This window comes from Enterocloster bolteae, from assembly GCF_002234575.2.
Classification (GTDB): domain Bacteria; phylum Bacillota; class Clostridia; order Lachnospirales; family Lachnospiraceae; genus Enterocloster; species Enterocloster bolteae.
The window spans coordinates 6,314,461-6,336,701 of sequence record NZ_CP022464.2 but is presented as its reverse complement, the minus strand read 5'-3'; the positions used below and the strand labels follow the sequence as shown (position 1 = coordinate 6,336,701).

Here is a 22,241-nt window from a genome sequence, read left to right as displayed (position 1 = left end):
AAGGCGGGGAAGGTATTCCATCCCATGAGAGGTGAGGTGAGATTATATGGGAAGTTATGTACCAGGTACGAAGCAGGAGCAGCAGGAGATGCTTCGTGAGATTGGATATGCCAGCTTTGAGGAGATGTTCTCCCATATACCGGATGAGGTAATGCTGAAGGAAGGGGTCAATATCCCTTCAGGACTCAGCGAGCAGGCAGTTAAGGCAAGAATGGAGGACATAGCCGGTAAGAATGTTGTGTTCCGCCATATTTTCAGGGGGGCAGGGGCTTATAACCACTACATACCTGCCATTGTTTCAAACGTGACGTCAAAAGAGGAGTTTGTCACTGCCTATACGCCTTATCAGGCGGAAATCAGCCAGGGCATCCTCCAGTCCATATTCGAGTATCAGACCATGCTCTGTGAACTCACAGGAATGGACGCCTCCAATGCATCCATATACGACGGTGCCACGGCTGCGGCGGAAGCCATTGCCATGTGTAAGGAGAGAAAGAAAACCACAGCCTATATTTCTGCGGCTGCAAATCCGGGCGTTATCGAGGTCATGAAGACATACTGCTTTGGCAGCAATACAAAGGTTGTTATGGTTCCGGAAAAAGACGGGGTAACGGATGGGGCAGCTCTGGAAGAGATGCTGAAGGCAGACCCCCAGGCCGCCTGCTTCTATGTGCAGCAGCCCAACTATTACGGCAATATAGAGGACGGGGACGCCCTGGGCCGCATCGTCCATGAGGCCGGCGCCAAGTACATCATGGGCTGCAACCCCATGGCCCTGGCTGTTATGAAGACCCCGGCAGAATACGGGGCGGATATCGCTGTGGGCGACGGCCAGCCTCTTGGCATGCCTCTGGCGTTTGGAGGACCTTATCTGGGCTTTATGACAGCCACGGCAGCCATGACCAGGAAGCTTCCGGGCCGTATTGTAGGCGAGACAGCCGATCATGAGGGACGAAGGGCATTTGTTCTTACTCTCCAGGCCCGTGAACAGCATATACGCCGTGAGAAGGCCAGCTCCAACGTGTGCTCCAACCAGGCATGGTGCGCTCTGACCGCCTCTGTATATATGACAGCCATGGGAGCAGACGGTATGGCTAAGGCAGCAGGCCAGTGCATGTCCAAGGCCCACTATCTCAGGGATGTATTAAAGGAAGCAGGACTTGAGCCAAAGCATAACTGTGAATTTTTCCATGAGTTCGTTACCGTAAGCCCTGAGGGCGGGTGCACGGACAGCGCCCACATTTTAAGGGCATTGGAAAGCAAGGGAATCCTGGGCGGACTGCCGCTTTCCGACAGGGAAATCCTCTGGTGCGCTACGGAGATGAACACCAGGGAAGAGATGGATGAACTTGCCTCTGCTGTACGGGAGGCGCTTCACAGGGAATGCGGACAAAAGGAGGTGTGCGGTTCATGAAACTTGTATTTGAAAAAGGGTCAGCCGGGAGAAGACTGGATTTAATCAGTCCCTGTGACGTGCCACAGGTATCTTTTGAAAAAGCACATATCCGTGAGAAACAGCCCCGCCTTCCGCACATGTCGGAAAATGAAATAAGCCGCCATTATACGGAGCTGGCAAAGCGTTCCCACGGTGTCAACGACGGTTTCTATCCTCTGGGTTCCTGTACCATGAAGTACAATCCCAAGGTAAATGAGGAAGCAGCCGCTTTAAAGGGTTTTAGGGGAGTCCATCCGCTGCAGCCGGAGGCTACGGTGCAGGGTTCCATGGAAGTTTTATATCTGGCGGAGAAATATCTCTGCGAAATCACGGGCATGGATGCAATGACATTCCAGCCGGCAGCAGGCGCACACGGTGAGTTTACAGGACTGCTTTTAATCAAGGCATACCATGTACATCACAATGACACCAAACGTACCAAAATTATTGTTCCCGACTCTGCCCACGGAACCAATCCGGCCAGTGCGTCCATGTGCGGCTACGACGTGGTGAGCATTCCGTCCAGGGAGGACGGCTGCGTGGATCTGGAGCAGTTAAAGGCAGCGGTAGGGGAGGACACAGCCGGTCTGATGCTGACCAACCCCAATACCGTGGGATTATTTGACAAGAACATTCTGGAGATTACCAAAATCGTACATGATGCAGGCGGACTGTGCTATTATGACGGCGCCAACCTGAACGCGGTTATGGGCATTGTGCGGCCGGGTGACATGGGATTTGACGTGGTCCATCTGAACCTGCACAAGACATTCTCCACACCTCACGGCGGCGGCGGGCCAGGAAGCGGTCCTGTGGGCTGCAAGGAAATCTTAAAGCCCTTTATACCTGGCGTGCGTGTGGAAAAGGAAGAGGATACATACCACTTTGTGAAGGCGCAGGATTCCCTTGGGGATGTGAAGATGTTCTACGGCAACTTCCTGGTGGTGGTTAAGGCATTGTCCTATATCCTGACCCTTGGAAAGGAGGGCATCCCGGAGGCTGCCCGCAATGCAGTGCTGAATGCCAACTATATGAGGGTGAAGCTGTCGGATGTCTATGACATGGCCTACAACGAGACCTGCATGCATGAGTTTGTCATGAGTCTGGAGAAGATGAAGCATGACAAGGATATATCCGCTATGGATATCGCCAAGGCCCTTCTGGATTACGGCATCCATCCGCCGACCATGTACTTCCCGCTGATTGTACATGAGGCGCTGATGGTGGAGCCTACTGAGACAGAGTCCAGGGAGACACTGGATGAGGCAATCGAGGTATTCCATAAGATTTACGAGCAGGCCCTGGCAGATCCTGAGGCACTTCACAGTGCGCCCCACCTTACACCGATTGGAAGACCGGATGAGGTTACGGCGGCCCGTAAGCCGGTACTGCGCTATACATGGGAATGATGAAAATGAAATAGGACTGCCTGGACAGCCGGCATGTCCCTGGTTATGTATGGATATCCCGGATATCCGTACATGGCCGGGGAAGGGGCTGCCCAGGCAGCCTTTCTATAGAATGGAGACTGACATGATAAACAGACTTGTGTGGATGGAGACAGATAATACATACCCCTACCGGAATCTGGCCATGGAGGAATACATGACCCTTCATGTTCCCCAGGGAACCTGCATTCTGTATCTGTGGCAGAACCGCCATACGGTGGTGATAGGAAAGAACCAGAATTGCTGGAGGGAATGCAGGGTGAATTTCCTGGAACAGGAGAACGGATATTTAGTGCGCCGGCTCTCCGGCGGAGGCGCGGTGTTCCACGATCTGGGGAATCTGAATTTTACATTTATTGTGGGCGCCGGCGATTATGATGTTTCACGGCAGCTGGATGTAATACTGGAAGCCGTAAGGAGTCTGGGAATCCATGCTGAGAAGACGGGGCGTAATGATATCACGGTGGATGGACGCAAGTTCTCAGGCAACGCATTTTACAGAACAGGGGACGGCTGCTACCATCACGGAACCATACTGATACGGGCGGACAAGGAAAATATGTCGCGGTATCTGAATGTATCAAAAGAGAAGCTGGCCTCCAAAGGAGTGACCTCTGTAAAGTCCAGGGTGGCCAATTTATGCGAGTTTAAGCCGGATATCACATTGGAGGAAGTAAAGTCGGCGTTGGTGGAGGCATTTTCCAAGGTTTATGGTCAGCCTGCCGTAAGGATGGAGGAAGGGGAGCTGCCTCAGCCGGACATAGATGCCCGGACAGAGAAATTTGCTTCCTGGCAGTGGAAATACGGAAGGAAGATCCCCTTTGAGTATGAAATGGAGAAACGGTTTCCATGGGGCAATATCCAGATACAGTTTCATGTGGATGAAGGCATGATACAGGATGTGAATGTATTTTCAGACGCCATGGACCAGGAGATGATCGGAATGCTGGCTGAACAGCTTAAGGGCTGCGCCTATGCGGAGGAGGATATATGCAGGGCGGTAAAAGCCATGGGAACAGACGCGTTTCAGGCAGGGGAATATACGGGCGCGGATGAACCGCAGTCATGCCGGATAAAAGAGGATATCATGACCCTTGTGAGGGAATCGCTGTAAACGCAGAACATAAATGGAAGAGAGGTTAGGTTTATATGGCTGACAAATTTGATTTGGTGGTGATTGGCGCGGGGCCGGGCGGATATGAGGCCGCCATTGAAGGGGTTCAAAAGGGAATGAAGGTCGCTCTGGTGGAAAACCGTGAGCTGGGAGGCACCTGCCTGAACCGGGGATGCATTCCCACCAAAACAATCATCCACACAGCAGAGCTGTACCATGAATTACAGTCAGGGCCATCCATCGGCCTGACGGTCCGGGAACCCGCGGTTGACATGGAGATGGTCCAGAAACGAAAGGATGAAGTGCTGGAACAGCTGAGAAAGGGCATTGCCTCCCTTATGAAAACCAACAAGATTTCAGTTTATTACGGTACGGGAACCATACTGGACAGGGAGCATGTAAAGGTGGCGGCGGCTGAGGATACATCAGAGGGAAAATCGGAAGGCAAACCGGAGGGGAAATCAGAGGAACAACCGGGCGGACAGAAACAGGACCAGGTGGTTCTGGAAACCAGCCATATTCTCATTGCCACTGGTTCCGTTCCCGCGTGCCCGCCCATACCAGGCTCATCCCTGCCGGGAGTGGTCACCAGTGACGGTCTGCTGGACAAAAAGGATATGTTTGAACATCTGATTATTATAGGCGGCGGAGTAATCGGTATGGAATTTGCGTCTGTATACAGTTCCCTGGGCCATGGTGTGACTGTTATTGAGGCCCTGGACCGTATTCTGCCCACCATGGATAAGGAAATTGCCCAGAACCTGAAAATGATTATGAAGAAAAGAAATGTGGATATCCATACGGGGGCAAAGGTGGAGGAGATCCTTCAGACAGAGGATGGAAAAGGACTTATATGCCGATATACGGAAAAGGACAAACCCTGCGAGGCCAGGGCGGACGGCATCCTTATCGCTACGGGCCGCAGGGCTTATACAGGCGGTCTTATAACCGATGAAAGCAGCCGGGAAGTGAAGGATATGGCCATGGAACGCGGGCGTATTATCACGGATGAAAAATATGAAACCAGCGTACCGGGCATATATGCCATTGGCGATGTGACGGGCGGCATTCAGCTGGCCCATGCAGCCACTGCCCAGGGCAGAAACGCAGTGGCGCATATGGCAGGAGAGGATATGGTGATCCGCACGGATATCATTCCGTCCTGTGTGTATACCAATCCGGAAATCGGCTGCGTGGGAATCAGCGCAGATGAGGCCAAGGCCCGGGGAATGGAAGCAGTGACAAAGAAGTATATCATGTCTGCCAACGGCAAGTCTATTCTGTCCCAGCAGGAGAGGGGATTTATAAAGGTGGTGGCGGACAGCGGTTCACACCGCATCCTGGGCGCCCAGATGATGTGTGCCAGGGCCACGGATATGATCAGCCAGTTTGCGGTGGCTATGGCCAACGGGCTGACGCTGGAGGATATGGCTAAGGTTATATTCCCTCACCCCACATTCAGTGAGGGGATACTGGAAGCTGTGAGGTAATGGAGCTTTGGCTGCGTTCCTGCTCACTGCCTGCATTGATTTTTAAGGGTTTGGGTATATAATACAGTAGGCGGACAAAATGCCGCCATAGGAATGGAATACTCAGGAAAGGCGGGCAGGAATTTCATGTGCGGCAGATATCATTTCAGCGCGGAGTTATTAGATGAGATAAGAGACATAACGGAGCAGAAGGACTGGAAACTGGAACTGGGAGTTCTGGACCGGGACATCCATCCGGGCGACATGGCGCCGGTCATTGTGGCAGCCCTGGAAGAGGCATCTAATGTACCGGCCCCGGCAAAGAACGCCGGGACAGCTTCTTACGCGGGCCGGGGCGGGAGTCTGCGGGTCTGCAGGCAGAAATGGGGGTATCCCGGGCCGGGCGGAAAGGGGCTGGTTTTTAATGCCAGGTCAGAGTCGGTGTTTGAAAAGCGGATGTTCCGGGACAGTGTGAGCATGCGCCGGGCAGTGATCCCGGTTTCTTGGTTTTATGAGTGGAATAAGAATAAAGAGAAATTTACATTCACTAAGGAAGGGAGCCGGATTCTGTTCCTGGCAGGATTTTATGGCAGGTATGAGGACGGGGAACACTTCGTTATACTGACCACCCAGGCCAATGCGTCCATGGCCCCTGTCCACAGCCGTATGCCTCTGGTTCTTGAGAGGGAACAGGTTAGGGAATGGATTCTGGACAGTGCAAAGACAAAGGAACTGCTGGGCCAGGAACCGCCCCAGCTGGAAAGGGATTGTGAGTATGAGCAGCAGACCTTGTTCTGAGATGTATATGATATGAGCATATGGATGGGCTTATCTGAAATTGGTTATTTGAATATGGTTATCTGAACATGAGGGCGCCTCCTTTTGACGTGAGTCTGAAAGGAGGCGCCTGCTGTTATGTTTTATGAAAGTTGGCCCAGAGCAGATAAAGCGGGGATAAGATTTATCTGTCAGGCTTTAATAAATCCCGGTTTTCCAGCACATACTCCGCCACTGCCCGGTTGGTATCAATCCAGGCCCCATGGGACAGCATATAGCCTATAAGCTCACTGAGCATGTTTACCCGGCTGGCGCGTCCTATGAACTGTGGATGGAGGACAAAGTTAATCATCCTGCCTTCCGCTGCCAGGGAATCAAATTCATCCTTCCAGATTTCTAACATTTCCCGGGGGGATTTCAGTTCATACCGTTCCGGAGCAGAATCCGTGTAAAAATCGTATGCGGTATCGTCAAAAATAGAATCCTTGGGAAGCTCTACCAGAGGAACCTGCCGGCCGTCTATGGTATGGATAAAGGGACCGTCGGAGTCCCTCCAATTGGAGCTGTATAGGTAGCCGTGCTCCAGAAACAGTCTCAGGCTGTAATCGTGTATCACGCCACCCGGTCCGCGGTGTCCTGCTATGGACTGTCCGGTCAGATCCTTTATAATGGTCTCGCAGCGGGTCATGGTGGCATCTTCCTCCTCGTAGGAAGTGGCGGTGGATTCCTCATGGAGGTATCCGTGAAATCCGATTTCATGGCCCCTGCGGCTGATTTCCTTTACCACCAGGGGATAATGTTCCGCTATAACGCCGGGAATGAAAAAGGTTGCCTTTACCCCATACACATCCAGCATGTCCAGGATTCTGGGTACGCCCTGCTTGGGGCCGTATGCGCCCCGGGATAAGTTGGTTATATGGTCATGGTTGCCGTCGCCTCTGGTGGTCCACATGGTCTCTGCGTCCAGATCAAATGCCATCATGACAGCGATACGCTTGTTGTCAGGCCAGGTCATCATAGGGCTGCACCTCCTTTTTCAGGATTCTCCTGATTGGCTTCTGCCTGTGCCAGTACATACCGCGCCGCTTCCTCGCAGGTGGTAATCCAGGCGCCGTGGCGCTTCATATAGGCAATGAAGTTTCCCAGGGCGGCAATCCGGCTGGCGCGTCCTATCATCTGGGGATGAAGCTTCAGGATAAAGATTTTATTTCCCTCTTCCACAAGGCCGTCGAACTCATCCTTCCAGTTTCCGAATACTTCCCGGTTGGTATACATGGAGCGCACAGCAGGGTCGCTGAAGGTGAAATAAAAATAGGTAAAGTCATCCATGGTAATATCACACGGCAGCTCCACCAGCGGAAGGACCTGCCCGTCCTTTTCCCATAGATATGCCCAGTCGCAGTCTTTCATGGAGGAACTGTACAGGTAACCGCGCTGTGCCAGCAGCTCAGGGGTAAATGGATGGATGATGCTCTCAGGCCCCCTGTGTCCCACGGGACGCCGTCCCGTGATGCGTTTTAGTATAGCCTCGCTTTTTTCCAGTATTTCAGTTTCTTCTTCCGCGGATATGCCGCGGACGGATTCATGCATATACCCGTGACAGGCGATTTCATGGCCTCTGGCATGGATGGATTCCACCTGGGCAGTGTATTTTTCCGCAACGATTCCCGGCACAAAGAAGGTGGATTTAATATCATGGGTGTCCAGCATATCCAGACACCGTTTCAGACCTTCTCGGGGACCGTACTGGCCCCGGGAATAATCCGTGAATCCGATGGTGGTACCTTTGGAGGCAGCCCTGGACATGCGCAGGTATTCTGCGTCAAAATCAAATGTGACCATGACAGCAATCCTGGCGCGTCCGGGCCAGGTTATGGCAGGTCCGTTTGTCCTGCCGTCTATTTCATATGACATGGTAAATTGCTCCTTTTATTCATTTCTGGTTTTCATTATAACATGGACAGTTGGTAAGTCAACCAAAGGCATGGGCCAGGTTGGATAAATCTGGTATTACGGAGTAAGACACAGAGTGAGAATTAGGGGGACAAGGGTGGGAAAGGCCATAGACAGGGGCAGAAAAAAGCCCGGAATCTATTGAATCTGATGTATATTTATGCTATGATTATGCAAGTTCTTCCTTTATTAATGCCGGTCAGGCAGAGGGAAGGGATAAGGTTTGCAGAAAGCAGACTTTTTATTTTTATATACATATAACAGAGAGGAGAATTATTATGAAAAAAATTGCACTATTGCTGTGCGCTGTTCTGACAGCAGGCGCACTCACCGCATGTTCCGGCGGGGCAGATGCCACCACGGCCGTTTCTCAGGCCGCCGCCCAGGAGGCTGCGGACAAGGACGGGGCAGGTAAGGACGCGGCGGAGACCCCGGCGGCAGGAGCTGAGGAGAAGTCAGATGAAGCAGGAGAGAATTCCGCGGACACTGCCACAGAGAATCCATTTTCCGGCAAAACCGTGAAGGTGGGCTGTTCCGCTACCTTTGTTCCGTTTGAATCCATCGAGATGGCGGCAGACGGAAGCAAGACCTATGTAGGTATGAATATTGATATTGTAAAGGCTGTTGTGGAAAAAAACGGCGGCCAGGTGGAATTTGTGGACATGCCCTTTAAGAGCCTGATGGCTGCTATCCAGGCCGGCCAGATTGATTTCTGCAGCGGCGGTATGGCGCCTACGGCAGAGAGGGAGAAAACACTGGATTTCAGCGAAATCTTCTTCTATCCCAGAAATGCCATTGTGTACAGGGCAGAGGATAATTACCCGGATTTGGATTCTCTGAAGGGTAAGAAGATTGCCTATGTGTTCGGCACCAACTACCAGCAGGTAGCGGAGAGCGTGGAAGGGGCGGTGACCGTTGGCATCCAGGGCAGCCCTGCCTGTATCGAGGAAGTAAAGAGTAAGAGGGCCGACGCGTGTATCGTTGACGGCGCAGGCGCAACAGAGTTCTTAAAGAACAACGAGGGGCTTAAACTGAGCCTTATGGATAAGGTGGATGATGACTGTTTTGCCATCGGTTTCCCCAAGGAATCCCCTTACTATGAGACATTTAACAACACACTGAAGGAAATGATGGAAAACGGAGAACTGGATGATATCATCGCAAGCCATTTAAGCGAACAGTTCATCCTGGACTAAGGCAATGTAAAAAGGGGCTGCACATATGAAATTAGATTTTACCAGCGTTTGGCAATACTGGCCATTCCTATACCATGGAGCACTGCTCACCCTGAAGATTACGGCAATCTGCGCCGTGCTGGGGTTTTTGCTGGGCATCGTACTGGCTCTTGTTAAAATCAGCAAATATAAACCTCTCATATGGTTCGGAAGGTTTTATACATCCATTTTCAGGGGAACGCCTCTCCTGGTACAGCTGTGTATTGTCCATTTTGGACTGCCGCAGCTGCTGGGTTTCACACTGACCACCACCCAGTCCGGAATCCTTACATTTACACTGAACTCCGCAGCCTATGTCTCGGAAATATTCCGTGGAGGAATCATGGGTGTGGACAAGGGACAGTATGAGGCGTCCATGTCACTGGGGATTGGCTATGGGGATATGATGAAGGACATCATCATTCCGCAGGCTGTGAAGCACATACTTCCCAGCCTGGTAAATGAGGCCATTGCCCTGTTAAAGGAGTCTTCCATCCTGTCCTACATCGGTGCGGTGGAGCTTTTAAGGGCTGCGGACCAGATTACGGTCCTGACCTTCCGGTTCTTTGAACCCTACCTGGTCATTGCGGTTATTTATTACGTATTTGTCATGATATTGTCGGCAGTTGCCAGCCGTCTGGAAAGGTGGGTGAACAGAAGTGATAGAGTTTCGTGATGTGCATAAAAGCTTCGGTAACCTGGAAGTATTAAAGGGGATTAACCTGAATATTGAGAAGGGCCAGGTGGTTACGCTGATTGGTCCCTCAGGATCCGGTAAGTCCACCATCTTAAGATGCATCAACCTGTTAGAAAAGCCCACCAAGGGTCAGGTGTTCATAGACAGTACGGATATTACGGTTCCAAAGGCTGATATCCAGGCTGTCAGAAAGAATATCGGCATGGTGTTCCAGCATTTTAACCTGTTTCCCCATATGACGGTCATGGAAAATATGACCTATGCCCCGGTGAAGGTGAACAAGATACCAAAGGACAAGGCAGCGGAAAACGCCCTGGAGCTTCTGAAACTGGTGGGTCTGGTGGAGAAGGCGGACGCCTATCCTGGAAAGCTGTCCGGCGGCCAGAAGCAGAGAATTGCCATAGCCAGGGCCCTGGCCATGGAGCCGCAGATTATGCTGTTTGATGAACCCACCAGCGCCCTGGACCCGGAGATGGTAAAGGAGGTTCTGGAGGTCATTAAGAACCTGGCTCATACAGGCATTACCATGGCCCTGGTAACCCATGAGATGGGATTTGCCAGGGAGGTATCGGACCGCATCTGTTTTATAGATGACGGGCAGATAGTGGAGGACGCCAACCCGGATGAGTTCTTTAAGAATCCCAAGAGCGACAGAGCCAGAGGATTTTTGGAGAAGGTGCTGTAGAGAAAGCACGGATAAGGAAGGAGTAAGTCCTGAACGGATTGAATTTCTTCATTATGTTGAGAACACATGTGATTGTTAGGCGGACAGGATCCAAAGCCAACAGGTCAGGGAAATACACAGACAGCAGGCCGCCCGGGCAATATGCCCGGGCGGCCTGCTGTTATGTTGCATACTAAAACGCATCTTATGATTTCCCTAAATTAATCCCATCAGGCCCGGAATACCCAGCGACAGCGCCGGTATATAGGTAACGGCCATAAGCAGGAGGAACAGTACCGCAAAGTAGGGAAGCAGCGTTCTGGTCACCTGTTCAATGCTGATTTTGCTGATGCCGCAGCCCACGAACAGTACGGAACCAACAGGAGGCGTGATGTTGCCCAGGCACATATTGAAGATTAACATGACGCCGAACTGAATGTCAGTCATTCCTAAACTCTGGGCGATAGGAAGGAAAATAGGAGTAAAAATCAGGATAGCCGGCGTGATATCCATAAACATTCCCACAACCATCAGGATTATGTTCATCAGCAGCAGGATCACGTATTTGTTGGTGGATATGGACATGATGCCCTCGCTGATGGCTGCCGGGATTCCTGAGTATGCCATGACAAAGGACATGGCGGAGGAAGCGGATATCAGGAACAGGATGATGCCGCTGGTGCATGAGCTGCTTACTAGAATCTTCATGAAGGACTTCACGGTAAGGCTCTTGTAACAGATGGAAAGAATCAGGCAGTAAAGCACGCAGATACCTGCTCCCTCAGTGGCAGTGAAGATGCCTCCCACGATACCGCCGATTACAATGATGATGAGCAGCAGGCTGGGAATGGCTTCCAATGTCACTTTTACGGCTTCCTTCATGGGGGTGCGGCCGGATACCGGATATTTATGCTTTTTGGCGTAAATGAAAGCCACCACCATGGAGCCAACGCCCATCAGTATGCCGGGAATGTATCCGGCCATGAACAGAGTGGATATGGACACGCCGCCTGCTACCGTGGAGTACACGATGAATGCGCTGGTAGGGGGGATCAGGAGTCCGGTGGGAGCCGAGGCAATGTTGACGGCTGTGGCAAAGGCAGGGTCGTAGCCCTCGTCTTTCTGGATGGGATAGATACAGCCGCCCATGGCGGATGCAGCTGCCACGGATGAACCGGACAGCGCGCCAAAGAGCATGTTGCCCACAATGTTGGCCTGGGCCAGGGAACCTGGAATCCAGCCCACAAACAGCTTGGCAAAGTTGACAAGGCGTCTGGCGATTCCGCCGTTATTCATGATGTTGCCGGCCAGGATAAAGAGAGGGATGGCAAGCAGGGAGAAGCTCTCCACGCCGCTGTTCATCTTCTGCATGGTGATGAAGGTAATCTGGTCCCAGGACAGGCTGGAGACGGCAGTTACGATGGATGCGATTACGATGCTGACGGAGATTGGGCAGCTGAGGAACAGCAGGATGCCAAATACCGCAAACAGAATGACTGTTGTAAGTCCGATACTCATTACTCATTCCCTCCTTCTATGGTGATTCCGGTTACATCCTCATAGATGTTGATAATCTGTGCCAGGATGATGAACAGTCCGGAGATGGGCGCCATGGCATATACCAGGCTTCTGGGAATCCCCAGCAGCGCGGAGAACACCTTCTGGGCGCTTAACGCCAGCTTGAATCCGCCTATGGTGATGACAAAGACGGCAAAGAGCAGAATCAGCACATCAATAACTGTCATCAGAATCCGGCGGCCTGCCGGGCTTAAGCTGTCACGCACCAGCACCAGGCACATGTGTTCCCTGGTGATGAAGGCATAGGCAGCTCCGATGAAACCGGTCCAAATCAGGAAGTAACGCACCAGCTCCTCGGTAAAGGCAGCCGGGCTGTTGAGCACGTAGCGTGTAAATACCTGGTACAGGACCAGAAGGGTCATAACGGACAGCAGCACAGTGGCTATGCCGGCTAAAAGACGGGTCATCCACTTTTTGATGACAGATAATATTTCATTCATGTGATTACCTCCCCTTATTCTACCGAATCAATGGTGTCAAGCAGTTCCTTCACACCCGGATACTGTGCGCAGTAATCGTCAATCATACCGCTTGTGGCCTGGCGGAACGCATCTTTGTCAACATCGTTTACGAATTCCACTCCCATCTGGGACTCTGCCTCCTGGATGGCCTCATCAATGGCGGCATCCCATGCAATCTTGTGGCTTTCCGTGGATTCGCGGGCTGCTTCCAGGATGATGTTCTGGTCCTGGGGACTGATGGTCTTCCATACCTTGGCGCTCATGACCATTACATCGGGAATCATGGCGTGCTGGTCTGTGGAATATACCTTGCAGATTTCGCCATGTTTGCCGGTGGTAAGTGCTGTTTCATTGTTCTCAGTGCCGTCGATAATGCCGGTCTGGAGAGAGGTATATACATCGCCGTAGGACATGGCTACCGGGATTCCGCCTAAGGCCTTCATCATATCAGTCTGGGATTTCATATCCTGTACACGGATTTTCAGCCCCTTTAAGTCAGCCGGCGTGCGGATTGCCTTGTTCTTGGTGTAAAAGGAACGGGCGCCTGAGGTGTAGTAGGTCAGGGTGACGAATCCGTCGTCAGAGGAGGAAAGGAAGAAGTCCTGCATCGGATCAGAATCCATTACATGGTAAAAGTCTTCCGTATCGTCAAAGATATAGGGAAGGCCGAAGGCGTGATAGGATTCGTTGTAGGTGGCAAGGCCGGGAGCAGATACCTTGGTCATGGAAATGACACCGGCCATCAGCTGCTCCATGTTCTCATTTTCGGAACCCAGCTGGCCGTTTGGAAGGATGCGGACCTGGATTCGTCCGTTTGTCCGTTCCTCCACCTTGTCTGCAAATTCCGTCATCGCAATATGTACCGTATGGGTTTCGCTGAGGCCGTGAGCCAGAGTAAGCACCATGGGATTTTCCGCTGAGGCCTCCGCGCTGGTCTTGGCGCCGCTCTGGGCGCACCCGGAAAGCCCCAGTACCGCCAGACTCAAAGCCGCTGCCATTGCTGCTGCAAATTTTTTCATTTTCAATATCCCCTTTCTATGTAGCGGCTTCCCCTCTGTAAGCGGGAGGGGAAGCGAATGCCTGTCTTTACATACCAATCAGGTCGAACTGCTCAAAAGATACGATCACCTGATAATCCTTCTTAGGATTAGGGTATTTAATCTGAACGGACTTAAGCCTCTGGCTGTAATACCATCCGCAGTCCGCATCCTCAAATTTTCTCCTGTGGAGGAAATGAGGAATGGTCTCGCCGTCTGCCTTAACCCAGTAAGGTGCTTTCTCACGGTGTATCATATCCAGATACAGCGTCTTTACGGCTGTCTCATAATGGCCTTCCTGATGGAAATCCAAAACAGTGCGTTCTCCGGCTGTCATGGTTATGGAGGTCTTCAGGCAGCCTCCCTTTTCATAGTCCATGGAAATGCCGTCGTCCTCATAGAGCTCAAACCGGCCGTCCCTGTCGGCCGCGCACAGGATTCGTATGTGTTCTGCCTGCTGGGTCTTTAGGTTATCAAGCCTGTCTTCCGCCATGGGAATAATGGCTCCGCTTCTCACAAACAGAGGTATGGATCCCAGGTCCACAGGGAGCTCCACGGTGCGTCCACCCTCATAGGCGGCCCTTGTATAGAAATCGTAGAAGGTTTCGCCTTCAGGCAGGTATACCTTTCTGGAGACGGCGCCCTTTTCCACCACATTGGCCACCAGCAGGGAATCACCCAGCATAAAGTCCACGCCCTCCTCGTAGCACTTCACATCTTCCTGGAATGCACTGCACATGGGCTCCATGATGGGAAGTCCTGTTTCATGGGCCCGCTCCATCAGTGAGTAGAGGTAGGGACTTAACTGGTAGCGCAGTCCGATAGCCTCCAGGATGTAATCCGTACAGTCGCCGTACATCCAGGGTTCTGTCACCGTGTTGTCGGTGTTGGTGGAGTGGATGGAGAAACGGGGCTGGAATATACCGTTTTGAATCCAGCGCACCATAAGCTCTGCTTCCGGCGATGGTCCGTAGAAGCCGCCGATGTCGCAGCCCTGGTTGGCTACGCCGGAAAGGCTCATGCCCAGGATGGTTGCAATGTTGTATTTTAAGGAGTCCCAGCAGGTCAGGTTGTCTCCTGCCCAGGTCTGGGCATAGCGCTGGATGCCGCAGTGGCCGGAACGGCACACGATATAAGGGCGGGTGTTGGTGAAGGTTTCGTGAATAGCCTCATCCGTGATATGGCACATGATATTGGACATGACGGACTTCAGCTGGCCGATGGTACCGCCCTTGCCCTCAAAATCACATCGGCAGTCCTTATCCACCAGGCTGTCATATTCACAGTTGTCGTTCCACACAGAGCTGGTGCCGTATTCCAGGACATTTTCCTTAAGCATTTCCTTCCAGTAAGTCCGGGTGGAGGGGTTGGTAAAGTCTGCGAACACACCCTTGCCGCCCCACCATGTTCCGATACCGGGTTCATCGCTGTCGCTGGCCTTTATAAACATGCCTTTGGCCTTCATCTCATCCAGCTTAGGATGAATCAGGAGGATGCCGGGCTTAACGTTAGGGGACACGGTTACTCCTCTCTTTTCCATCTGAGCAAAGAATTCCCTGGGGTCCTTGAAGCGCTTTTTATTCCAGGTAAAGACGCAGCGCTTGATGCCTTTGTCCGTTTCCACGGTGCAGTAGCCGGAGGAAAGCTGGAAACCGTCAACCGGTATCTTCTCTTCCCTAGTGGTGTCGATGAAATCCAGGATAGCGTCATCGCAGTCATTATCCAGCTCCGGATAGTACATGGAGGATCCCAGGTATCCAAGCGCATACCGGGGAAGCATGGCTGATTTGCCGGTGAGATCCGTATAGCGCTCCACGACCTGACGCACGGAGGGGCCTGCAATGAGGAAGAGGTCAATGTCGCCGCCGTCTGTCCGGTAACGGCTGTGGGGCTTCCAGTAGTTGCTCTTTTCGCGGCCCATATCAAAATCGCACTCACAGGTGTTGTGGTAGAAATACCCCACAGCCTTCCTGGTTCCGCGGTTTAATTTTATGTAAAAGGGGATATGTTTGTAAAGTGAATCGGTTTCCCTGGGGTTGTATCCCATGGCGTCTTTGGGGCTCATGCTCATGAATTTCTGGGCTTTGTTGAAGCTGCCGCTCTTCTCACCAAAGCCGTAGAAACAGTCTTCCGGTGAAATCTCACTGGTGTGAATCCGGCGGTGGTTGCTGTCCTCCATATAGGCCAAATCCACGATGTCGGCGTGAAGCAGGGTACCCTCTTTGTCATACACGCAGATGCGAAACGGATCCTTCTCCACCACTACCTTCAGAATACGTCCTTCAATTACTGCCTCCCTGTCCCCGTCCGACAGGACTGCGTCTGCCGCTTCCACCCGTGTTCTGCGGCCCTTCAGGAAATCATCCATCCGGTCTTCCCATGCTGTCATCACAAGGCTGTAGGATTCCTCCGCGAAATCGCCGTCAAATCCGGCCCTGATACGCAGGATGGAATCTGTCAGAAAAAGAATGCGGATTTCCACACTGTTGGTCATCACTGAAAAGTAACTGTCCTTTTTGGCGACCGTGTAAGCATTCGTACAAACCTTCATAAATTGTTGCCTCCTTGTTTTATTTCAACCGGTTTTATGTTATTATCATATAGAATTAAGGCCGCCTAAACTAGACAATATTTGCAGTATTATGGTGGAAATTAAACATATCTTGCTGTATTAATTTGGAAGCGCTATGGTGTTTCCGTGTGTTTTACGTATATAAAAACATGGGAATTGGATATATGTACCAAAGAAGGGAGAAAACGGATTGATAGACCAGGCTGGAATTATGATGGCTCAGGGAAGGAGCATTGCCGGCGAACGCATACAGGGAGTCAATGACAATATGTCAAAGTCCCATTATCATGATTATTTTGAATTATATTATCTGGAGGAAGGAGAACGGTTTCACATTATCCAGGACCGTCTTTACTGCATCCATCCGGGAGAATTCCTTATATTTTCCCCCTATGTGATGCACCATTCCTACGGCCAGGAGAATGTGCCGTTTAAGCGGCTTCTGGTGTATTTTTCTAAGGAGGAAGTGGACTCCGTGCAGCTGTTAAAGGTGCTGGAAAAGGGAACCGGGGTATATAAGCCGGACCAGCGGGAAAAGCAGGTGGTGCACCGCATGCTGGATGACCTGCTTAAGGAACAGGACGACCCTCAGGCTTATCATGAGGACTATATCCATACCCTGTTAAACATGGCCTTACTGACCATTGCCAGAAACATTCAGACACCGGTGAAGCCGGAAAAGCGCAACCGGATAACAGATGTAATCAGCTATATCCACCAGAATTACCAGGAGGACATATCCATAGACCAGCTGGCCCAGATGTCCTATGTGAGTCCCTACTATCTGTGCAGGGAGTTCAAGCGGTATACCAACAGCACCATTATCCAGTATGTGAATGTTACACGGGTCATGAATGCCCAGAGGATGTTTATGGAAACCAATAAAAATATCACGGAAATCAGCCGGGACACAGGATTCTCTAACATCACTCATTTTAACAGGGTGTTTAAGTCGGTCATGGGAATGACGCCATCGAATTTCAGGAAAATGTATAAGACGGAGGCCGGACATGGCAGAAGGACGATTTGATACGGCCCGGCCCGGCGGGAACCGGGCTGCAAAGATGCCGAAGGGGCAGCCCTATGCGGGGTTCAATATGCAGTTCTGCATCCTGTCGGCCCTGGGTATGTTTTTTGTGGTGGACGGGCATCTCAATAACAGTTATCTGGACATCGGGGGACTGGTGCCCTACTACTCCTTTCACATGCCCCTGTTTGCCTTTATCTCCGGGTATTTTTACAAAAAGGGAAGCGAGCATCGGCTGGGTGCCTATACGAAGAAAAAAATAATCCGTCTGCTGGGGCCGTATATGGTGTACAATCTGATTTATGGCATGATTGTCCAGGGGCTTCACAGAGCCGGCTTTGCCTTCGGGGGAGATTTGAGCTTATGGAATCTGTTTGTGGAACCATTTATCACAGGACATCAGTTTGAATATAATCTGGCTGCCTGGTTTGTGCCGGCCCTGTTTCTGGTGGAAATGGCCAATGTACTTTTACGCCGCCTTTTAAAGCGGGTGGATTCTGAATATGCAGTGTTTTTTTTGTACCTGTCCATAGGGGTATGGGGCATCCTTCTGGCATTTTCCGGCCGGTATCAGGGCGGATGGCTTACGCTGGTGCGTATGATGTTCCTGCTGCCCTGCTACGGCGCAGGTACCCTGTATAAGGAAAAACTGGAGGCAGGAGACAGGGCAGACCATGGGCTGTACTTTGGCATTATCCTGGCTGCCTGGCTGCTTCTGGCCATGTCCGGCCGCCCCCTCATCTACTCCGTGGCCTTCTGCAACGGTTTTACAGGAATCCTGATGCCCTATGTCACGGCTGCACTGGGAATCGCGTTCTGGCTCAGGGTATCCCGCATCCTGGCCGGAGCATTTGGGGAGGGCAGGTATATCAGGTATTTTGGCAGCCATACATATGCGGTGATGATGCATCATATCATGGCTCTCATGGTTCTTAAAACCCTGTTCGCTGCACTGGCAAAGTACACTGCCCTCTTTCCTGGATTCAGTTTTGAACAGTATAAGGCAGACCTCTGGTACTGCTATTTCCCCAAAGCTCTGCCTCAGTTCAGGGTGGTTTATCTTATATGGGCCATTGTGCTGCCGCTGCTGTTCCAGTGGATATTTGACAGGTTAAGGCTTCACTGGGGACGGGAGGCCCTGGGCCGTCCCCGTGCCGGCTTTAAAGGGTAACTGTGGTGCAGAATCAGGTTGTCAGCTGTTTCCTGATGCATCTGGTAGTAGGCGCTGCAGATGTGGTCCGCGATGACTCCCACATTTTCTATGGACACATCCAGCACCATTACCAGGTACTGGCAGCTGCTGTATCTGGTGTACACATCTCCCATACGCAGGCTCTGTTTTATTTTCTCCCCCAGAATATCCATCTCAGCATCCCTTTTGTCCAGGGGGAGAAAACCGTTATTTCTATCTGTCAGGGTAAACAATATGATGAAAGCTCTTTTCTTATCCCTTCTGAGGCGCCGTTCTTCCAGGCGGTAGATTTGTTTAAAGGTTTCATAATCCTGGCAGTAGGCTCCTGGCTGGGTTTCCTTTTCCTCCATTTCCATGGCGATCAGACTCATATCGGGCTGTATGCCGGCCGGTTCCCTGGACGGGGATATGAGGCCGGTGTCATCCTTTAGATTGCGAAGGCGCTTTTTTGCCATGATTTTCTGATCCGCGCAGTCAAACATATCCCGGTATTTGGTGCAGGTCCGGCTGTCTGCACTATCTATGGTGATGGACAGCTTAATTAGGATGGAATCACCCAGCCGCACTTCGCGGAACCGCTCCTGAATCCGCAGGCATTCTCCGGCTGTCATTGGGTCGTCCAGAACAGAGGGAATGAAAATTACGAACTCATCTCCTCCCACACGCCCCACCAGATTGCGGCCGCTGAACATTTTTTTCAGCACATTGGCAATGGTGCACAGCAGCATATCCCCGGCAATATGGCCGTAACGGTCATTTACCTGTTTGAAATGGTCCAGGTCCAGAACGATCATGGTTCCCGGCTGCTTCCGGCACAGATGGTCGTCCACCCTGCGTTCCATGGTGATGCGGTTATACAGTCCGGTCAGTCCATCCAGTTCCGCCAGGGTCTGCAGGGCACAATTTTCCTGCTCCAGCTGTTTGCGCGTCTTTTTGTAAATGTCTGTATGCTGTCTCTGTTTCATTTTACATCCCTCCAGATATCACGTTGTGCCCTGCCCTTTCAGAGCACACTCCAGAGCCCGCTGCATTTTCTGACAGCTGACCGGCTTCATGAAGAAGTAGCTCACACACATTCTGTAGGCCTGTACTCCGAAATCCAGGTCGGAAATCCAGATAAGCCTTCTGGAGAGCGGCTGCGCGCTGGATGCGGTATCCAGGCCTCTCACGCCGTCCAGGGAAACGATGACTATGTCCCATTCCCTTCCTTCCAGGGCAGCGGCCAGTTCCATCCAGTCTTTACAGGTATTAATCTGTATTTCAAGGTGTTTTTCCGAGGCCCATTTAAGAATGTAATCTATCATTAAGGATCGTTCTGACAGGTTGTCGTCACATATGATGATTTCCATGCCGTGCTCCCCCTTTCGTATATGGGTTCTTAGATTTAATTCAAACATAACGTTTTTCTGCCATATTTTCAATGGGGTGGCTTCATTTTGCAGGTTTTGGCCCGATTTTGCATTTGCCATACGGATTTGTTTTTTGTAAAATGAAATCAGGAAAGCATTTCTTGCCGGTACGGGGGGAGGATTTTATGCAAGTTGCCATTATAGACGATTTAGCGGTGTGCAGACAGGAGATAAAGGAATATCTTCTGCGCTATATACGTGAAAATTACCAGGGGGAGGAGCCGGAACTGGATGAGTTTGAAAGCGGGACCAGGTTCCTTGACGCCTTCCGGCCTCAGGTATATGATGTAATTTTTATTGATCAGTATATGGAGGGGATGTCTGGCATGGACACTGCCAGGGAGATACGGAGGGTGGATGAGGAGGCTGCCCTTATTTTTGTTACCACCAGCTGCGACCATGCAGTGGACAGCTATGGGGTCAGGGCCTGCGGTTATCTCATAAAACCCTTTACATATGAGGCGTTCGGGGAAACCATGAGACTGGCCCGTTTGGAGAAGATAATGAATGCCCGTTTCATTGCCCTGGGTGATGACAGGATATTGTTAAAGGAAATCCTCTGGTGTGACCGGGACGGCCATTATGTGCAGATCCATACGGATATGCGGGGAGTCCTGAGATACCGTGTGACCATTGCGTTTCTGGAGGCGGTATTATCCGCCTATCCCCAATTCCTGCCCTGTTACAGGGGACTCATCATTAACATGGACCGCGTGAGGCGCATGGAGGAGCTGGAATTCCTTATGGATACCGGTGAACGTGTTCCGTTTCGCAAGCGGGACCATAAGGAAATCAAGAGCCGGTTTTCACAGTACATGTTCCGGCGGGCAAGGGGGGAGGATTTGTTATGATAGATACTGCCATGATATTACTGTTTCCATTTCTGGATTTTATACCCTTCGGCCTTCCCAGGTATTGGATTCACAGGGATAAATTAAAAATCCGGTACAGGTATGTGGTGGTGCTGCTGACAGCGGTATCGTGCGTGAACAGCGCAGCCTTCTATCTTATCAATCAGGAAGGTTATGAGGCAGCTGCCCGCTGGACTACCCTGATGCGGTATGGTTTTATGTTGTTTAATCTGATGTGTTCATTTTTATTAATCAGAGAGCAGTTCCAGAAGCTTATGTTCACATACCTGCTTTTAATGTCCTGGTCCTTTTTTGTGTTTGGCAATGCCAATTTCATTGAAAGCCGGTTTTTCTGGGACTTTTCAGACAGACATCCGTATCTCATCTATAATACGGCCAGGGTGGCGATTCTGCTTATCACCTATCCCTTTATACTCCATTTTCTGGGACATACCGTGAGGGAAGCCCTGAAGATGGAGGACAGGAAGATGTGGCAGTACATGTGGAAGATTCCGCTGTTTTCCACTTTGTTCGGCATGCTGTACTGCACGGTGCAGGATGTGTATGCCTATGCTTCCTGGCAGTTCCTGATTTCCAGGTATCTGATGCTGCTTGGAACCTGCTATGTGTCCTATGTTTTTTTGAAGGTGTTAGAAATATCCCGCAGAAAGACACAGCTGGAGGAGGAATTAAAGTATGCGGACCGGAGCCTTCTGGCCCAGAAAAAGCAGTATGAAACCGTATCAGCTCATATGGAGGAAATGAAAAAGGCGCGCCATGACCTGCGCCAGCATCTGGCCGTGGTTCAGTCCTACATAGAGAGGAATGACAGGGCGGGTCTGTCCGAGTATATTGAGATTTATAAGACAGAGCTGCCTCCTGATATCATAGAAATATACTGCCGCAACCAGGTAATCAATGCGTTAATCTGCTACTATGCCTCCCAGGCCCGCAGGCATAAAATCCGTTTTGAAGCCCAGGCGGACTACCCGGAGCAATGTCCTGTCCCGGATACGGAGGTGACGGTGATACTGGGCAACCTGCTGGAAAATGCGGTGGAGGCCTGTCTGCGTGAGAAGAATGGTAAATGCTCCATCCGGCTGCGGATATTCAGGAAAAACAGCAGCCTGGTATTTCTGACAGATAACACCTGTTCCGGGACAGTGCCGTTTGACGCTGACGGAAAAACACCCCTTTCCTCCAAGCGGAAAGGGGTGGGAATCGGCGTATCCTCCATCCGGGAAATTGCGGACAGGTATGGAGGAGATACATTATTTGAACAAAAAGCCGGTATGTTTTATGCCTCCGTATGGCTGCAGATCCCGGAAAAGGCGGATAATTAG

20 protein-coding genes are annotated in these 22,241 nt (G+C 51.3%); 12 read left to right on the top strand and 8 right to left on the bottom strand.

The genetic code is table 11. The features are described from left to right. Positions 1 to 46 precede the first annotated feature (46 nt). The 5 genes from gcvPA to CGC65_RS29390 all read left to right on the top strand — a co-directional run bounded on the left by gcvPA (position 47) and on the right by CGC65_RS29390 (position 6,264). A complete protein-coding gene (gcvPA, locus tag CGC65_RS29410) occupies positions 47 to 1,414 on the top strand; it encodes an aminomethyl-transferring glycine dehydrogenase subunit GcvPA (RefSeq protein WP_002569108.1) in 1,368 nt (455 codons plus the stop codon). Further along, a complete protein-coding gene (gene gcvPB, locus CGC65_RS29405) occupies positions 1,411 to 2,844 on the top strand; it encodes an aminomethyl-transferring glycine dehydrogenase subunit GcvPB (RefSeq protein WP_002569107.1) in 1,434 nt (477 codons plus the stop codon). The genes gcvPA and gcvPB overlap by 4 nt, the downstream gene beginning before the upstream one ends. A gap of 124 nt (positions 2,845 to 2,968) precedes the next feature. Beyond that, on the top strand, positions 2,969 to 3,997 hold the full coding sequence (locus CGC65_RS29400) for a lipoate--protein ligase (RefSeq protein ID WP_002569106.1): 1,029 nt from the start codon (positions 2,969 to 2,971) through the stop codon (positions 3,995 to 3,997). A 35-nt stretch (positions 3,998 to 4,032) separates the two neighbouring features. Further along, a complete protein-coding gene (lpdA, locus tag CGC65_RS29395; RefSeq protein ID WP_002569105.1) occupies positions 4,033 to 5,487 on the top strand; it encodes a dihydrolipoyl dehydrogenase in 1,455 nt (484 codons plus the stop codon). 126 nt (positions 5,488 to 5,613) lie between these two features. Further along, positions 5,614 to 6,264, top strand: coding sequence for an SOS response-associated peptidase (locus CGC65_RS29390; RefSeq protein WP_002569104.1), 651 nt, complete (start codon positions 5,614 to 5,616; stop codon positions 6,262 to 6,264). A gap of 163 nt (positions 6,265 to 6,427) precedes the next feature. Here the strand turns inward: CGC65_RS29390 and CGC65_RS29385 are convergent, their stop codons facing one another. Beyond that, the gene (locus CGC65_RS29385; RefSeq protein ID WP_002569103.1) at positions 6,428 to 7,261 is read right to left on the bottom strand and encodes a polysaccharide deacetylase family protein; all 834 of its coding nucleotides are present in this window, start codon (positions 7,259 to 7,261) and stop codon (positions 6,428 to 6,430) included. Next, a complete protein-coding gene (locus CGC65_RS29380; RefSeq protein ID WP_002569102.1) occupies positions 7,258 to 8,157 on the bottom strand; it encodes a polysaccharide deacetylase family protein in 900 nt (299 codons plus the stop codon). Before CGC65_RS29380 ends, CGC65_RS29385 begins: the two co-directional genes overlap by 4 nt. 317 nt (positions 8,158 to 8,474) lie before the next feature. Here CGC65_RS29380 and CGC65_RS29375 point away from each other — a divergent pair, with 317 nt between their 5' ends. The 3 genes from CGC65_RS29375 to CGC65_RS29365 are packed head-to-tail and all read left to right on the top strand — an operon-like array spanning position 8,475 to position 10,792. Continuing rightward, positions 8,475 to 9,392, top strand: a complete 918-nt coding sequence (locus CGC65_RS29375; RefSeq protein ID WP_002569101.1) for a substrate-binding periplasmic protein — start codon at positions 8,475 to 8,477, stop codon at positions 9,390 to 9,392. Positions 9,393 to 9,417: 25 nt separating this feature from the next. After that, positions 9,418 to 10,086, top strand: a complete 669-nt coding sequence (locus CGC65_RS29370; protein WP_002573031.1) for an amino acid ABC transporter permease — start codon at positions 9,418 to 9,420, stop codon at positions 10,084 to 10,086. Further along, a complete protein-coding gene (locus tag CGC65_RS29365; protein ID WP_002569099.1) occupies positions 10,070 to 10,792 on the top strand; it encodes an amino acid ABC transporter ATP-binding protein in 723 nt (240 codons plus the stop codon). Before CGC65_RS29370 ends, CGC65_RS29365 begins: the two co-directional genes overlap by 17 nt. 195 nt (positions 10,793 to 10,987) lie before the next feature. On the opposite strand, the gene CGC65_RS29360 is transcribed toward CGC65_RS29365, so the two are convergent. From CGC65_RS29360 to CGC65_RS29345, 4 genes are all read right to left on the bottom strand, one after another. Then, positions 10,988 to 12,289, bottom strand: a complete 1,302-nt coding sequence (locus tag CGC65_RS29360) for a TRAP transporter large permease (protein WP_002569098.1) — start codon at positions 12,287 to 12,289, stop codon at positions 10,988 to 10,990. After that, positions 12,289 to 12,789, bottom strand: coding sequence for a TRAP transporter small permease (locus tag CGC65_RS29355; protein ID WP_002569097.1), 501 nt, complete (start codon positions 12,787 to 12,789; stop codon positions 12,289 to 12,291). Before CGC65_RS29355 ends, CGC65_RS29360 begins: the two co-directional genes overlap by 1 nt. Before the next feature lie 14 nt (positions 12,790 to 12,803). After that, positions 12,804 to 13,829, bottom strand: a complete 1,026-nt coding sequence (locus CGC65_RS29350) for a TRAP transporter substrate-binding protein (RefSeq protein ID WP_002569096.1) — start codon at positions 13,827 to 13,829, stop codon at positions 12,804 to 12,806. 67 nt (positions 13,830 to 13,896) lie between these two features. Beyond that, entirely contained in the window at positions 13,897 to 16,398 is a 2,502-nt protein-coding gene (locus tag CGC65_RS29345; RefSeq protein ID WP_002569095.1) for a glycoside hydrolase family 31 protein, read from the bottom strand. A gap of 211 nt (positions 16,399 to 16,609) precedes the next feature. Between CGC65_RS29345 and CGC65_RS29340 the strand changes: the two genes are divergently transcribed. Next, entirely contained in the window at positions 16,610 to 17,449 is an 840-nt protein-coding gene (locus tag CGC65_RS29340) for a helix-turn-helix transcriptional regulator (RefSeq protein ID WP_002573026.1), read from the top strand. Continuing rightward, complete coding sequence (locus tag CGC65_RS29335; protein ID WP_002569093.1) at positions 17,430 to 18,617, top strand: acyltransferase family protein; 1,188 nt, start codon at positions 17,430 to 17,432, stop codon at positions 18,615 to 18,617. The genes CGC65_RS29340 and CGC65_RS29335 overlap by 20 nt, the downstream gene beginning before the upstream one ends. Here the strand turns inward: CGC65_RS29335 and CGC65_RS29330 are convergent. Further along, positions 18,566 to 19,603: a GGDEF domain-containing protein gene (locus tag CGC65_RS29330; protein ID WP_002569092.1), complete on the bottom strand. Its 1,038-nt coding sequence runs from the start codon at positions 19,601 to 19,603 to the stop codon at positions 18,566 to 18,568. The two genes, CGC65_RS29335 and CGC65_RS29330, sit on opposite strands and share 52 nt — an antisense overlap. An 18-nt stretch (positions 19,604 to 19,621) precedes the next feature. Continuing rightward, positions 19,622 to 19,987, bottom strand: coding sequence for a response regulator (locus CGC65_RS29325; RefSeq protein ID WP_002569091.1), 366 nt, complete (start codon positions 19,985 to 19,987; stop codon positions 19,622 to 19,624). Positions 19,988 to 20,172: 185 nt separating this feature from the next. Here CGC65_RS29325 and CGC65_RS29320 point away from each other — a divergent pair, with 185 nt between their 5' ends. Both CGC65_RS29320 and CGC65_RS29315 read left to right on the top strand, forming a co-directional pair. Further along, the gene (locus CGC65_RS29320; protein ID WP_002569090.1) at positions 20,173 to 20,898 is read left to right on the top strand and encodes a LytR/AlgR family response regulator transcription factor; all 726 of its coding nucleotides are present in this window, start codon (positions 20,173 to 20,175) and stop codon (positions 20,896 to 20,898) included. After that, positions 20,895 to 22,241, top strand: coding sequence for a sensor histidine kinase (locus CGC65_RS29315; protein WP_002569089.1), 1,347 nt, complete (start codon positions 20,895 to 20,897; stop codon positions 22,239 to 22,241). Before CGC65_RS29320 ends, CGC65_RS29315 begins: the two co-directional genes overlap by 4 nt.